Origin of the sequence: Oxalicibacterium sp. (genome assembly GCF_035565035.1) — a bacterium.
Classification (GTDB): domain Bacteria; phylum Pseudomonadota; class Gammaproteobacteria; order Burkholderiales; family Burkholderiaceae_D; genus Oxalicibacterium.
Genome location: NZ_DATMTD010000091.1, coordinates 26,054 through 40,846 on the forward strand (window position 1 = coordinate 26,054; position 14,793 = coordinate 40,846).

17 protein-coding genes are annotated in these 14,793 nt (G+C 55.7%); 6 read left to right on the plus strand and 11 right to left on the minus strand.

What is annotated here, in order from left to right; all coding sequences use genetic code 11:
* The first annotated feature begins 47 nt into the window (after positions 1 to 47).
* From VN114_RS08295 to VN114_RS08315, 5 genes are all read left to right on the plus strand, one after another.
* The gene (locus tag VN114_RS08295) at positions 48 to 914 is read left to right on the plus strand and encodes an NmrA family NAD(P)-binding protein (protein ID WP_325513826.1); all 867 of its coding nucleotides are present in this window, start codon (positions 48 to 50) and stop codon (positions 912 to 914) included.
* Positions 915 to 1,138: 224 nt separating this feature from the next.
* On the plus strand, positions 1,139 to 1,855 hold the full coding sequence (locus tag VN114_RS08300; RefSeq protein ID WP_325513828.1) for a DUF4198 domain-containing protein: 717 nt from the start codon (positions 1,139 to 1,141) through the stop codon (positions 1,853 to 1,855).
* Between the two features lie 26 nt (positions 1,856 to 1,881).
* Positions 1,882 to 2,142 carry a DUF3649 domain-containing protein gene (locus VN114_RS08305; RefSeq protein ID WP_414694211.1) on the plus strand — a complete coding sequence of 87 codons (261 nt, stop codon included), beginning with the start codon at positions 1,882 to 1,884 and terminating at the stop codon, positions 2,140 to 2,142.
* Entirely contained in the window at positions 2,139 to 3,770 is a 1,632-nt protein-coding gene (locus VN114_RS08310; protein ID WP_325513832.1) for a PepSY-associated TM helix domain-containing protein, read from the plus strand. The genes VN114_RS08305 and VN114_RS08310 overlap by 4 nt, the downstream gene beginning before the upstream one ends.
* Entirely contained in the window at positions 3,767 to 4,123 is a 357-nt protein-coding gene (locus tag VN114_RS08315) for a DUF3325 domain-containing protein (protein WP_325513834.1), read from the plus strand. The genes VN114_RS08310 and VN114_RS08315 overlap by 4 nt, the downstream gene beginning before the upstream one ends.
* A gap of 4 nt (positions 4,124 to 4,127) precedes the next feature.
* Here the strand turns inward: VN114_RS08315 and phnE are convergent, their stop codons facing one another.
* The 8 genes from phnE to VN114_RS08355 all read right to left on the minus strand — a co-directional run bounded on the left by phnE (position 4,128) and on the right by VN114_RS08355 (position 10,746).
* On the minus strand, positions 4,128 to 4,931 hold the full coding sequence (gene phnE, locus VN114_RS08320; protein ID WP_325513836.1) for a phosphonate ABC transporter, permease protein PhnE: 804 nt from the start codon (positions 4,929 to 4,931) through the stop codon (positions 4,128 to 4,130).
* A gap of 8 nt (positions 4,932 to 4,939) precedes the next feature.
* Positions 4,940 to 5,785: an ABC transporter permease gene (locus tag VN114_RS08325; protein ID WP_325513837.1), complete on the minus strand. Its 846-nt coding sequence runs from the start codon at positions 5,783 to 5,785 to the stop codon at positions 4,940 to 4,942.
* A gap of 11 nt (positions 5,786 to 5,796) precedes the next feature.
* Positions 5,797 to 6,609: a phosphonate ABC transporter ATP-binding protein gene (locus tag VN114_RS08330; RefSeq protein ID WP_325513839.1), complete on the minus strand. Its 813-nt coding sequence runs from the start codon at positions 6,607 to 6,609 to the stop codon at positions 5,797 to 5,799.
* 65 nt (positions 6,610 to 6,674) lie between these two features.
* On the minus strand, positions 6,675 to 7,544 hold the full coding sequence (locus VN114_RS08335) for a putative selenate ABC transporter substrate-binding protein (RefSeq protein WP_325513841.1): 870 nt from the start codon (positions 7,542 to 7,544) through the stop codon (positions 6,675 to 6,677).
* A 143-nt stretch (positions 7,545 to 7,687) separates the two neighbouring features.
* Positions 7,688 to 8,737 (minus strand): selenide, water dikinase SelD, encoded by a 1,050-nt coding sequence (gene selD, locus VN114_RS08340; protein ID WP_325513843.1) that lies wholly within the window; start codon positions 8,735 to 8,737, stop codon positions 7,688 to 7,690.
* A 44-nt stretch (positions 8,738 to 8,781) separates the two neighbouring features.
* The gene (mnmH, locus tag VN114_RS08345; protein ID WP_325513844.1) at positions 8,782 to 9,861 is read right to left on the minus strand and encodes a tRNA 2-selenouridine(34) synthase MnmH; all 1,080 of its coding nucleotides are present in this window, start codon (positions 9,859 to 9,861) and stop codon (positions 8,782 to 8,784) included.
* Positions 9,862 to 9,949: 88 nt separating this feature from the next.
* Entirely contained in the window at positions 9,950 to 10,207 is a 258-nt protein-coding gene (locus VN114_RS08350; protein ID WP_325513846.1) for a hypothetical protein, read from the minus strand.
* 77 nt (positions 10,208 to 10,284) lie between these two features.
* Complete coding sequence (locus tag VN114_RS08355; RefSeq protein WP_325513848.1) at positions 10,285 to 10,746, minus strand: MEKHLA domain-containing protein; 462 nt, start codon at positions 10,744 to 10,746, stop codon at positions 10,285 to 10,287.
* 538 nt (positions 10,747 to 11,284) lie between these two features.
* Here VN114_RS08355 and VN114_RS08360 point away from each other — a divergent pair.
* Entirely contained in the window at positions 11,285 to 13,000 is a 1,716-nt protein-coding gene (locus tag VN114_RS08360; RefSeq protein ID WP_325513849.1) for a polysaccharide deacetylase family protein, read from the plus strand.
* A gap of 81 nt (positions 13,001 to 13,081) precedes the next feature.
* Here VN114_RS08360 and VN114_RS08365 read toward each other — a convergent pair whose 3' ends face one another.
* The 3 genes from VN114_RS08365 to VN114_RS08375 all read right to left on the minus strand — a co-directional run.
* Positions 13,082 to 13,459, minus strand: coding sequence for a VOC family protein (locus tag VN114_RS08365; protein ID WP_325513851.1), 378 nt, complete (start codon positions 13,457 to 13,459; stop codon positions 13,082 to 13,084).
* Between the two features lie 667 nt (positions 13,460 to 14,126).
* On the minus strand, positions 14,127 to 14,459 hold the full coding sequence (locus VN114_RS08370) for a hypothetical protein (RefSeq protein ID WP_325513853.1): 333 nt from the start codon (positions 14,457 to 14,459) through the stop codon (positions 14,127 to 14,129).
* A 117-nt stretch (positions 14,460 to 14,576) separates the two neighbouring features.
* On the minus strand, positions 14,577 to 14,793 hold a 217-nt coding region (locus VN114_RS08375; RefSeq protein WP_325513855.1), incomplete at its 5' end, for a hypothetical protein.

Genomic DNA, 14,793 nt, shown 5'->3' on the forward strand with positions numbered 1-14,793 from the left:
AAAATTCTCCCAACGCGGCACTCGCCGTACTTTTTGAGGAGATTTTCATGTATGCAATTACTGCCGTGACGGGTCAGGTCGGTGGCGTTGTCGCCCGCACATTACTTGCAGACGGCAAGGAAGTGCGCGCGATTGTTCGCAATGCGGAAAAAGGCAAGGCCTGGGCCGCTCAGGGATGTGAAGTGGCGCTGGCGGAAATGGACGATACCGTCGCCTTGCAGAAAGCATTTACCGGTGCGGAAGCGGTATTCATCCTGCTGCCGCCGACCTTCGATCCATCGCCGGATTTTGCCGAAGCGCGTCGCACCATCGCTAGTATCCGCAACGCACTGGAAGCGGCCCGGCCGGCGCGTGTCGTTTGTCTGTCCACGATCGGTGCCAATGCAACGCAGCCCAATTTGCTGAATCAACTCGGCATGCTGGAAAAGGAATTGCGCACGCTGCCGATGCCGGTCACGTTCCTGCGTCCGGGCTGGTTCATGGAAAACGCCGCGTGGGATGTCGCTTCCGCACGAGAAACCGGCGTAATCCACACCTTTTTGCAACCACTGGACAAGCCGGTACCGATGGTCGCCACCGCTGATGTCGGTCGTGTCGCGGCGGAATTGTTACAGCAGGCAGGAGAGGGCGTGCGCATCGTCGATCTGGAAGGACCGTGGCGCGTGACGCCAAAGGAAATCGGCGCCACTTTTTCAAAACTGCTCGGCAAGCCCGTTCGCATGGAAATCGTGCCGCGTGAGACATGGCAAGGTTTGTTCGAATCGCAGGGAATGGAGAATCCGATGCCGCGCATCCAGATGATCGACGGCTTCAACGAAGGCTGGATCGAGTTCGAGTCGGGCCAGGCCGGATCGCGGAAGGGGACGACGACGCTGGCGACGGTTTATCAAAACCTGATCCAAAAAGGCTACTGATCATTCGAAAATGGAAAGTGCTATCGGAGGAGGCCGGTCAAGGCGTTGAATTATTGATCTAAATAAGGAACGGCTGCAGCGATGCAGCCGTTTTTTTCTCTGTTATGGACGGAATAGATGATCAAAGAGGACGACAGTCATGCAAATCAGCTTTTCATTGCTGACTGCGCTATTTTTTATTACAATGAAAACGATAACCATTCTCATTATTGCAAGGTGATGTCATGAATTACCGTTTTGCCCTTCCTTTCGTGTCTGCATTGATGTTCGTCGGCGCAGCCAATGCGCACCAAATATGGCTGGAACAGACGCCGAAGGCGGCGCAATTGTATTTCGGTGAATTTGGCGAAAACCTGCGTGAAACATCACCTGGTTTGCTGGACAAGTTCATCAAGCCGACGGCAATGCTGGTAAATAACAAGAACGAACAGGCATTGACGCTGGAAAAAACCAGCAATGCGTTCGTATTGTCATCCATTGCAAAAAAAAATGAATCGATCGTTGCAGAAGAAGTGAACTTTCTACCAATCGAGCGCAAGAATGGCGAAACCGTCACACGCACCGTCCGGACCCCGGCTGCGCGCCTGATCGTTTCGAATGCGGCGCAGGATCCGAAACTGACACTCGATGTCGTTCCGACTGGTAACACAGGCGAGTTCAAGGTTTTCTACAAGAACCAGCCGCTGCAAAAAGCCAAGGTCGGCATCATCGTCCAGTCAGGCTGGATGAAAGAGGCGACCTCGGATGAACAGGGCTTGGTCTCCTTCGACCTGCCGTGGCAGGGGACGTACGTATTGGAAGTACATCACACGGATAAAACACCAGGTGAACGCGATGGCAAGCCGTACGATATTGCGAGTTTCGTGACCACGCTGTCGATGGTGCAGCCAGAAGGCGTAAAGGCTTTTCCGGCTCCTTCTGCCAAAACGCCGAACAAATGACCTGAACGATGGAAATGAAATATCGATTGAGTGTCTTTTCACGTGCAGTTGCTGCGATCGGTGGCGGCTATGTCGTGGCGGCACTGTCGACGGCGTTACTGGCGTCGCTATTACCAATGGCACCTGCTGATGCCGTCATGAGTGCAACGATGCTGTCGTTCGCCGTGTACACCTGTGCCGTGATCTGGGTATTCGCCGCTCGTACGGCATGGCATGCGTGGATCGGTCTTGTAATGCCTGGCGTATTACTCGGTTTCGGCCTGCTCGCTTCCAGGGGAGCCGCATGAAGGACGGATTTCGCCAGTCGATGGCGTGGTTGCATACCTGGTCCGGCCTGCTGGTTTGCTGGGTCTTGTTTCTGGTTTTTGCAGGCGGCACCGCCTCCTATTTTCGCGACGAGATTTCGCTGTGGATGAAGCCGGAGTTGCACGCAACGATTGCGGCCAATGTCACGCCGACGCGGGCTGCAGAAAACGCGCTGCGCGCCTTGCAGCAGAAGGCGCCTGACGCCACACGCTGGTTTGTCACCTTGCCGGATGATCGTGCGCCGACGATGCGCATTGCATGGCAGCCGCCGAAAGCGCCGGGAGAAAAAGCTGCTCGCTTCCAGAATGAAATTCTCGATTCGGCAACCGGTGAGAAAATGGCGACCGTGCGCGAAACGCGCGGTGGCGAATTTCTGTATCGATTGCATTACGACCTGCATTACATGCCGGCCTTGTGGGCGCGCTGGATCGTCGGTTTCTGCGCGATGTTTATGCTGGTGGCAATCATCAGCGGCGTAATTACGCACAAGCGCATCTTCAAGGACTTCTTCACGTTCCGTCGCAAGAAAGGGCAGCGTTCGTGGCTGGATGCGCACAACGCATTGGCTGTGCTGGCATTGCCGTATCACCTGATGATCACCTATACCGGTTTGATCACACTGATGTTTTTGTACATGCCGGCCGGTTATCAGGCGGTCTATAACGGCGACCAGAAGGCGCTCATCGCCGATGTGTTCCCTTCATCGAAAGAAACTCCAGCTGCTGGAAAACCCGCGTCGCTGACAGCAATTGCACCGTTGCTGGCGCAAGCCGCGCAACACTGGAATGGCGGCCAGGCAGATCGCATCACGGTCAATCATCCGGGCGATGCCAACGCGACCATCGTCGTCACGCGTCAGTATGAAAAACGCTTGTCTTATCTGCGGCCATCGATGCGATTCAATGGTGTGAATGGTGCATTGATCTCGAGTTCGGGCGACGAAGTCAATGGCGCGGCAGAAACGCGCGGCGTCCTGTACGGCTTGCACATGGGGCATTTTTCCAATCCGTTATTGCGCATGCTGTTCTTCATCTGCGGCCTGGCGGGATGCGCGATGGTGGCGACCGGCGCACTGCTGTGGGCGGTCAAGAAGCGCCAGAATTATGCGAAGGTACTGGCAAACGGCGGCCGTATCGGTTTCGGTCTGCGGCTGGTGGATGGCATGAACATCGGCACGATTGCCGGCTTGCCTATCGCATTTGCGACGTACTTCTGGGCCAATCGTCTGCTGCCGGTCGTCATGGAGAATCGTCCGGAGACCGAGATCCGTTACTTCTTCATTGCATGGGCAATCGCGATGATCGTGGCGCATGTTCGCCCGACCCGCCGCATGTGGCAGTGGCAACTGGGCGTTGGTGGATTTCTGTTCATGGCGTTGCCGATACTGAATGCATTGACTACCGACACGCATCTGGGCGTCACGCTGTTCAATGGGCCATTGGTGTACGCCGGATTCGATCTGATTGTGTTATCGCTGGGGTGCTGCCTTGCCTATACTTCGTGGAAAATGAGAGGAAAATCTCCCGCCATCAAGGCAATGGTTGCGAAAACTGCGGCGCAAAGCGTTGCGTCCAACAATGACAAGCAAGCCATGCCGGAGGCCACATGAGCGCGTTCGGCTTCATGACTGCATTGATGCTGGCTTGCAGCGGATGGATTGCATTGAGTCTGGCGATGGATCGACATTACGCCGATGTGCACGGACGTGGCAAGGAACCTGATGCCGGCACGCGTCGACTGTTTCGAATTGCCGGTTCGCTGGCGTTGCTGGCGGTGTTTGCCATCAGCGTGGCGCTGGAAGGCTGGACCATCGGCACGGTTCTTTGTCTGGGAATCATGACGGCGGGCGCGTTGCTGTTTGTGCTGCTGTTGAGTTACGCACCGCACCGCGTCATGGTCGGCGGCAAGTTTGCCGCAGCATCTTCCATCCTGTGCGGCTTGACCTGGCTGATTGCCAGATAAGGTTTTACTTCGTCATCATGCGCCGCAGCAGATAGCTCAACGCATCGACTGCGCCCACCATCAGCAGCATCGCAATGATCACGGTTGCGGCTTGCTGCATCTGAAACAGCGACAGGTGGTATTTCAGCATCTGTCCGAGTCCGCCGGCACCGACCACACCGAGAATCGCCGCAGCGCGGATATTGTTTTCCCAGCGGTACAGCGTGTACGACATCAGTTGCGGGCCGCTTTGCGGCAGCGTCGAATAAAGGAATGCGGCAACCGGATGTACGCCGTTGCCGCGCAGTGTTTCTTCCGGTAGTGGCGGGCAGTTTTCGAACGCATCGGCAAACAGGCGACCGAGCACGCCGACCGTGTGCAGCGCCAGCGCCAGCGTGCCGGCAAACGGTCCGAGTCCGGCTGCAATCAACAAGATCAATGCCCACACCAGTTCGGGAATTGAACGCAAGACGTTCAATGCGGCACGCGTCAGCAAACGTAGGGACGGACCGAAACGTCCGCTTGCCGGCAATCCCAGCACCATGCCGAACACGACGGCAATCAAGGTGCCGATTGCCGACATGGAGAACGTTTCGAAGGTGGCGACGAGCGTTTTATTCAGGAAGCCCGGCGCCAGTTCAGGCGGAGAAAATCCGCGCAGGAATTCGATGCTGGTGCGTATCGCGTCGGCGGTGAAAAAATCGCGCCATTTCAAAGGCAGTGAAATGAAGCTTGCCAGCACCAGAAGGACCAACCCGGCCAGCAACGCGACCGTCGACCAGTGCACGCGAGGCGGTTGCGGCAATTGGGAAATGGATGAGGATGTCATCGCAGGTTTCATTCAAGCCTCCTGCGCAGCATGGCCGATACGCCGTCAGCAGCAGCAACCAGCAGGATGAACACCATCAGCATCGTCGACAGCTCGCCGCCGGCCAGCATTTTCATCGACTCGTCCATGCGCTGCCCAAGTCCGCCGGCGCCGACGAATCCCATCACGACCGAGCCGCGAATTGCGCATTCCCATCGATAGACGGTGTAGGACACCAGTTCGGAAGCAGCTTCCGGCAATGCGCCGTACAGCAATGCGGCGAGACGACCGCTGCCGTTCTGCAGCAAGGCGTTGGAGGCCGAGGCATCCGACGATTCGAGAATTTCCGCATACACCTTGCCGAGCATGCCGCAATACGTCAACGCAATTGCGATCACGCCGGCAGTCGGGCCGAGGCCGACGATGCGTACCAGCAGCAAGGCCCATACCAGTTCCGGCACGCTGCGCAACACAACCAGGAACCAGCGCACGACGCGACGTAAGGCGGCAGAAAGCGGAGAAACGCGACCGCTGCCAACGCGCGAAATCGATAGCCGCTCGTTGGCCAGCAGCGTCAGCGGAATCGCGCCAAGCATCGCCAGCGTCATGCCGGCTGTTGCCATCGCGACGGTTTCCCAGCTTGCCTGCGCCACCATTTTCAGAAATTCGAATGAATGTTCAGGCGGGAAAAAGCTCGCCAGAAACTGGCCGGTTGCTTTCAAACTTTGTGCATCGAACAGAATCCACGGCTTGAATTCGGCCTGCACCAGCATCGGCCACAAGACCAGCAATACAACGATTGTTCCAATGAGGCGGCCACGCCATGCGGGATCGCGTTGCGCCAGACGACGGTCGTGGAAGGAAGAGGACAACATCGTTCGTATAATCAGCAGCGCGGCACGACCACGTGGTCGATCGGTGCGGAGTGCGTTGTTGGCTGTTCCGCATGGTCGCTGTTGCGGTATAGCACATCGATCATCGCGTCACTGATGTCGGCGGACGCGGCATCGAACACGACCTGGCCATCGCGCAGGGCGATGATGCGCGGGAAGCAGGCACGCGCCAGTTCGACCTGATGCAGACTGCAGATCAGTGTCGCCTTGCGCGCTTGCGCTTCCTGTTGCAGAACTGTCAGCGTTTGTACGGACAGCGTCGGGTCCAGTGCGGACAACGGTTCATCGACGAGGAAAGCTTCTGCATTCGACACCAGCGCACGCGCCATGCCGCAACGCTGCCGTTCACCGCCCGACAGGCGATCGACACGCGCATACAGCTTGTCCTGCAGGTTGAAACGCGCGAGGGCGTCGAACGCCGCAACAGGATCGGATGGATAAATCAGCGAACGCACGGCCTGCCACACGCTCCATTGCGGCAAGCGACCGGCCAGCACGGCGTTGACGACACGTTGACGCGGCGGCAATGGCGGCGTTTGGGGCGCGAGGAACAACCGTGCGCGCATCGCATGACGTTCGGCCGTCGTGCGTTGCCACGGATCGTTGCCGAACACATCGATGCTGCCGGAATCCGGTTTCAATGCGCAGGCTAGCGTATGCAGCAGGCTGGTCTTGCCGGCGCCGGAAGGACCGATCAATGCGATCTGTTCACCCTGCGCAATCGACAGCGACACATCTCGCAGGGCGAACGAGGACGCAGCTGCACCGTTGTGCCGCGCATGAAGATGTTGGAGAAGAAAGGTCATTCGGATGAATCGATGATCGTTTCGATCGGCGTCTCTCGTTTGTAATGGAGAGACGCCGGCCGGACTTATTTCAGCAGACCGGCATTGCGCGCGGCTGATTCGATGGCTGCGTAGTTCTCAGGCTTGGTCGGGATGAAGCGCGTTGCGCGCTGCAGGTCGAGGATTTCCTTGTCCTGCGGATTATCCTTGTTCAATGCCAGGAACGCATCGCTGAGTTTCTTGCGCACGACAGGATTCATGTCGGAACGCACGCTCCAGTTGTAATCGAAATAACCAGGCGTCGTGTAGAACACGCGTACCGTTTTCGTATCGACCTTGTCGGCCGCGACCAGTTTTTCCCAGACGGAGATGTTCAGTGCACCGGCATCGACCTTGCCGCCGGAAACGGCTGCCACAGTCGCATCATGTGCGCCGGAGAACGCCACGCGCTTCATGTCGGTATCCGGATTGATCTTCGCTGCCAATAGATAGGAGCGCGGCATCAGATGGCCGGAGGTCGACGATTCGGAACCGAAGGTGAAGGTCTTGCCCTTCAGGTCGGCCAGCGAGTTGATGGATTTGTCGGTGGTGATGAAGACGGACTGGAATTTTTCATCCTCTTCGCGCTGCACCAGCGGAATGATCTTGCCGCCGCTGCGCACGTTCGCCTGCACAAACGTGAATCCGCCAAACCACACCATGTCCAACTTGTGATTGATCAGGCCTTCGACCGACGCCGCGTAGTCGGTCACGGGCGTGAACTCGACCTTCATGCCCAATTTCTTCTCCAGATATTCACCCAGCGGCTTGAACTTGCGCTGCAGCTCGGTCGGCGCTTCGTCAGGAATCGCGGAAACGCGCAATACCTGCTGCGCATGCACCGGCATGGTCATGACCAGTGTGGCCAGAAGGGTTGCCGCCAGGGCAGGGAGTTTCAATAGGGAAGAACGAATCATGTGCACTCGCTTGTCGGTGAAAATGGGGAATATGGAAGGAATTGCCTGTCCGATTCGGACAGGCTGCATCTTACTACTGTATGTGCTGAAATCAGGAAAGACGATGCCGATTGACATCGAATAACACTGGAAAAGTGCCGAAATTAGGCCACGCTCACGCCCGACGAACCGGCCTGCATCTCGCCGATGACCGCCGCATCGGCAAAACCTTCTTCCCGGAATACGGCGAGCACCTGTTCGACCGCATCTGGAGCGCACGACACCAGCAGGCCGCCTGACGTTTGCGGATCTGTCAGCAATGCGCGTTGCACGGGATCGATCGACGGCGCCAGTGTGACTTCGTGGCCGTAGCCTTCCCAGTTGCGGCCGGACGCGCCAGTGATGCAACCCTGCGCCGCCAGTTGCTGTACTTGCGGCAGCAAGGGAATCGATGCGGCATCCAGACGTGCAGTCAGTCCGGAGCCACGCGCGATTTCCAGCAGATGGCCGAGCAGGCCGAAACCGGTGACATCGGTCAGCGCATGAACCCCGTCCAGCAATGCCAGCTTCTTGCCCGGCGTATTGAGCCGTGTCGTGTTGTCGATCATCGATGCATAGCCGGCGGCATCCAGCACGTTCTTTTTCAATGCCGCAGACAGAATGCCGACACCCAGCGGTTTGCCGAGAATCAGTTTGTCGCCGGCGCGTGCATCGGCATTGCGCTTGATCTTCGACGGATGCACCAGACCCAGCGCAACCAGTCCGTAAATCGGCTCCACCGAATCGATCGTGTGGCCACCGGCAATCGGGATGCCGGCTTTTGCGCATACCGATTCTCCGCCTTGCAGAATCTTCGCGATGACATCCAGCGGCAGTTTGCCGACCGGCATGCCGACCAATGCCAGCGCCATGATCGGCGTGCCACCCATCGCGTAGACATCGGAAATCGCATTGGTCGCGGCAATGCGGCCGAAATCGAACGGATCGTCGACGATCGGCATGAAGAAGTCTGTCGTCGCGATCAATGCCTGTTCGTCATTCAACTTGTAGACGGCAGCGTCGTCGGATGTTTCGATACCGACCAACAGTTCCTTCGGCAATGGAAAACCGCCGCCGTTTTTCAGAATCTGAGACAGCACGCCCGGCGCGATCTTGCAGCCGCAGCCGCCGCCGTGCGAAAAGCTGGTCAGCCTGAGTGATGAGGATTCGGTCATTGAAAAGTTCTCTTTTGTAGATGCAATATGTATAGGGTAGAGCATCAAACTGATGCGTGGTGTGTGGCACAACCCCGCAGCTGCAAAGCCGCTCGATGAAAAGCGTCGTCCGAAATGTCCGGCAATGCCTCGATTCGTGCCTGATCGAACTGCCCGAAATTGCGCCGAATCGATTGCAGATAGGCCGGGTCGTAATGCTTTTGCAGCAGCTCCTCCACCAGTTCACTCATGCGCCCGTCGCGCGCAAGCTGATGCCAGTGCGCGATTTTTTCGCGCCCATGCAATTGGGTCAGAAAGCCGAGTTGTGCATTCAGACTTTCCGGATCGGTGACAAAGTGCGCATATTCATCCATCAGCAATTGCACACGGTTCGGCATCGATAATTCGACCGTCGTGCAGGGCGACGCACGCATTGCGTCCATCAGCGCATCCGGCACGCGCAGCTTGCCGACCTTCTTGCTTTCTGCCTCGACAAAAACCGGTTGCGCCGGATCGAAGTGGCGCAGCAATTGCCATACGCTGCTCTCGAACATTTTCTGCGAAGGCTGCGGCGCAGCAGGCAGGTCGCCCAGCACCGAGCCGCGGTGAGCGGCGAGTTTTTCCAGATCCAGGACCTGCGCGCCTTGTGTCGCCAATGTTTGCAGCAGACGGCTCTTGCCGCTGCCGGTCGGACCGCACAATACGTGATAACGCAATGTCTGCGGCAGCACGGCCAGATCGTTATTTACATGTGTGCGAAACGACTTGTAGCCGCCATCGAGTTGCGAGACCGGCCAGCCGATTCTGGCAAAAATATGTGCCATCGCACCGCTGCGATTGCCGCCACGCCAGCAGTAAACCAGCGGCTTCCAGTCATGCGGTCGATCGAGAAACCTGCTTTCGATGTGCTGCGCGATATTTTTGGCAACCAGTGCCGCGCCTACTTTCTTCGCCTCGAACGCACTGACGGTCTTGTAGAGCGTACCAACCTGTACGCGTTGTGTATCGTCCAGCACCGGGCAATTGATCGCGCCGGGAAGATGGTCTTCGGCAAATTCCGACGGGCTGCGAACATCGATGATGGCATCGAACTGTTCGAGCTGAGGCAGGAGATCGGAAAAGGGGAGTATGGCGGGGTACTTCATGGGGATGCATTATCCCCGATAATTGCATTTTTCTGCTGGCAGAACTGCATTACCGTCAAATCCATGGGACCGGAATCATCGAGTCGATTCAAAGCCGGCGGGATGTTTCGACGCTTGTTTCCCGTTTTTCGGGAGCCAGAACTTCTCCGTTTTTCCCGACACGCTTTATTTCGGTTGGAATAACGGCTTCGGTAGGTGGGACCATCACCTTGTCAATATCGCCACAATCGACATTCGTGAAGGTCGTTTTCCCGTTAGCGAGGCATTTCCTGATTTGATCGCCAGCCTTCGCCGTTTGTGCACACAGGAGAAAGGCCGCGATCATCGTGGCCATCGTGGTTTTCATGGTCTTCCTGACGAGGTTGTATGCGGGACATTGATGCTGTTGATTATATTGGCAGCCTGCACGTACTCACGCCAATTTTACGGATAGTCGCGCGTCTTCATGATCTTGACCGCCTGTCCTCGCACGCTGCCTTGCGCATCGATCAACTGCCAGAGGACTGCGTCTTCGATCAGGAATTTCTCCCCGGATTTCGAGATGCGTACCCCGCGATAATCCCTTGCAAAGCCATCCCGTTTTACACGATCGAGCAACTGCTGGCGTTCTTCGCGATTCGGCAACTCAGCCGAAAGACGCGAATGCAGGTTCGTAATCTCGTCCCATGAATAGCCGAAACGTCGCTGTGCCGCCAGATTCCCGTACACGAACATCGGGTCGGCATTCGTATTGTGCGCAAGCACGGCGAAAGGTGCATCTGCATAAAGCCAGCGAGCAGCGTCGACGGAATCCTCGACCGGGAAGGGGACAAGTCGTTGGTTAAAGAAGTGTTGGTAACTGGCGGACAGCAGATCAAAGAACGCAGGATCAATGGGAGAAGTCATCGGCTATGCATGTTCACGAGAAGGCAAGCCGAAACTATATCGTGACTTGGAAGCGGATGGATCTGGACGCTGTTCGGCAATCCGGGCGCTGCCGAGGAAAATATCAGCCGATCAAGTTCCCGGAGTCGATCATCTTCTTTTTCCATCGTTATTGGAGCAGGATCGGCATCAAGCCGGCTTGCCCCGGAGGGAGCCATTGTACCTTTCCGAGACTTTGCGCTCCATTGAATGGCTGCGACGTATCCGTCAGTTCAAACATGATCATGTTGCTTAACGTGTTGCTTAACGCGACCGGACTGCAAAAAAGAATGCGCTATCTCTGTAATGACACATCAAACGGTTGCAACAAAAGCGTATTCATGGGAAAAACCGTTCAAACCATATTGATGCTTCCAAAAAGTTGCCGATGAAATCTTTCCTTCGCCGTGCCCTCCCTGTTTTCCTGATTTTGCTTGTGATTGCCGGCATTTATACCGCCTCCACACATAAGTCGATCTATCGCTTTGACGGATGGGAGGGGCCAAGCGAAGCAAGCATATTGCCTGCAAACAGCCGAACTTCCATCGCTTCCTATGCGCAGGGCGGCGCAAGCCGGCTGGCGATTCTGGTCACCGATCCCGATTCCGACTGGCTCGGTTTGGCACACGGACTCAAAACCATCGGCGTACCGTTTGTCATCACAGAGCATTATGAGGAAGCACTCGAACACAAGGTCGCCATGGTTTATCCGACTATTTCCGGGCGTCTTCTGAACAAGGAAGCGCTGCAGGCACTGGCGGCTCATCCTCGCAATGGGGGAACTCTGATCGGTTTCGAGGTGCTGGGGGGAGGGTTGAACGAGACATTCGGATTCACCGAAACAAGCGCAACCAGGGAGCACGCATTGCTCAAACTGGATGACGAACTTGCAAAGACATTTCTGTCCGAGCCATCCATCGAAGCGAGCATTCCGCTGGCCGGTTCATCCGGCAACGTCCCGGCCCAGTCATTCATGTCCAGCACCGGCCAAGCCGTGGCGCACTATGAAAATGGCCAGACCGCCATCGTACGCCGCAGTGTCGGCGCCGGCACCACCTACGCGATTGGTATCGATATCGGCGCCTATATCGCAAAAGCCTACAACGGCAGGCAGCAACTGGGCCGCAGCTATGTCAACGCTTATGAGCCCGCTGTCGACACCTTGCTGAGGTTGATTCGCCATATCTATCGATCGTCCGAGCCACTGGCGGTGACATTGGGGACCGTGCCGGACGGGAAGTCCGTATCGGTTGTGATCACGCACGATATCGACTACACACGCTCCATTGTCAATGCTGTCGAATATGCCGACTACGAACAGTCGCAAGGCATCGCCGCGACGTACTTCGTGCAAACCAAGTATGTACGCGACTGGAATGACGACATTTTCTTCAATGAGCAGGGTACGGCGCTGATGCGCAAGCTTGCCGACAAAGGGATGGAAATTGCCAGCCATTCTGTCTCTCATTCGCTCTCCTTTGCGCGGTTTCCGATAGGGTCCGGCAAGGAGCATTACCCGGATTATGTCCCGTTCGTGAAAAGCAAAACCGAAACCAAAGACGGCACCATTCTTGGCGAGCTGCGGGTCAGTCGTTACCTGCTTGAGAAAGCGGTTCCCGGCGCGTCGGTTGTCAGCTTCCGTCCCGGTCATCTGGAATATCCGTTCTCCCTGCCGGAAGCGATGCAGTCGACCGGATATCGATTCAGCTCGTCGATCAGCAGCGGTACGGCGCTCACGCATCTGCCGTTCAAGCTCAACTACCGTCGCGAGAATCACGCCGAAACCGGTATTTTTGAATTCCCGATCACGATTGAAGACGAGCTGCAACGCCCCATGACCGGTCGGCTAGACCAGGCGGTTCGCATTCTTCAGCAACTGAAAACGTATGGCGGCGTATGCGTCGTACTGATTCACCCCGACGTATTCGATGACAAAATGGCTTTTCTGAAAGAGTTCGTCACACGGGCGAAAGCCATGAACGCGTGGTTCGGTACCCTGAGCCAGCTTGGGAGTTGGTGGACGGCACGTGATGCTGTTTCACTGGATGTAAAAAAAGAAGGGCAGCGATTCGTTGTGGAGCTGAATGCCAAGCAAAAAATAAACGGGCTCGTTCTGCAGATTCCAAACGGCTGGCATCTTGCTTCGAGCAGCGCAGGCGAAAGCCAGGTTCGGCAAAACGGCAATACGGTTTTGCTGCAAGAGCTCAGCGGACCGATGACGCTCCGATTTGAATAGCAAAGCGGGGGGACGATGCCCCAAATGCGAGGCCTTCAGACGGACGTGATTGTCGGGCAGACCTGTCGTTCCCAATACGAATTAGCCGGAAACGAGGCTAAGTATGTTTCCATCCGGATCCTTGAACCACGCGACCTTCATGTCGCCACCGACATGAATATCTCCTTCGAGCGTCAATCCCGGCAGATCGTAATGCTCGAAGACGACACCCTTGTCCTTTAGCGTGCGGGCAATGATGTCTATCTCGTCGCCAACATTCCACATCAGTGTCGTCGCCTTATTGGTGCCGGCATATTGGGACTGGTAAACGGTGATTTTCGTGTTGCCGCTGCGATAGGTAACCACTTCATCGCCTTCAACCGATTCCTTCTGCAAGCCGAGTGTGGCTTCGTAAAACGTCGCGGCAACCTTTACGTCCTTGACTGCGACCATCGTGATCGCTTCCTTGCTGTTCAGCATGTCAGTCTCCTCATTGAATTGCGTCTGGGAATCGATGCGCTTGTAGAAATATCACGATGGGCCCACGACGTAGTGCTTGTGTGACTTGTCGGCCGAATGATGGTTCGCGAACGTGAGCAAGTCTATCGGTAGCGAACATAGAAAAAGCCTGCAAATGACAGGTGTTTCGAAAAGAGAGGTTCTCGACTATCTAGCATGTGTGTTGCAGGCGGGGGTGTCGGGTCCCAAAACGAGGCCAGCCATGCCTTGCATGTGCGCCACATTCTTCTCAATCGCATTTGACATAATATAAATTATACGAATTAATGACCGCAAACGATTGTTGACATGAGAGGCAAAACTAAGAGGCTCGGTACACGCTTCGGGGCCTTTTTCTTTCAGAGAAACAGAAAAATGCGTTATCCGAATACTCGTTACGGCAACCGCACTGAATTGCATTATTACACCAAGGATTGATGGTTAAGGAAGTCGCCAAGCAGCTTCGACGGTCTGAAAAATCCGTGTCTGAATGGATGAACGGCGGCAGAAAAATTCCGTTTTGGGTACCAGAATTGTTCGCCTACGTCACATGGAAGCACAATTGAAGTTCCGACAAATGGAATTGATGGATATCGGGAACGACTAGGCACCGTAAAAGGCACTCTTATTCAGTTCGACAAAAAGCAACCTATCGAACGCATTCCCGATAATAGCGAGTCTGATTCGCTTCCAGACCTTGAACCAAGGCGTTACGCATGATCGCAGCACCCGGAAAAACATGATTAACGACTTCAGCATCATGCCGAGCTAGCGCCCGTTTCGAGTTATCAATTGAATCGATAATGGCCGGACATTGCTTCGGCGTGATGTTGATGTCTTGAATAACATCGGCTGACTTCATGCCGATTTTTTCGCACTGATAATCGGTATAGACTTTTTTACCGTCAGCGCCGATACATACCTTCACTTGCGCCGACGCAGAAGCAGCTGCGAAAAACAAAGCGAACGCTAAGACCTTCATTCAGCCACTCCCCGAATATTCTTATTTGGAGGATTTTATCAAATGCCTTGTCCGCGAACTACGATTTGCCCATGGAAGCGGCTCTTCATCATCGTACCGACTTCGCGCGCTCTTGAATTAAGCTAGCTTTATCCCTAATAAAACAGCCGCAGCCTTAAGGGATTCAATAGCTGGCAAAACATCAGCAGCAAACGACAACGTTGAGCACAACCCGCCCAGAAAAGTTTTCAGAATTGTCGACCGAGGCGATGTTTGTGTGGCTTCATCCTTGCTGGCTTCAATCAACTCTAGCACTTCAGTTTTGGTATCCTCGGAAAAATTAGCGCTAGCCGAT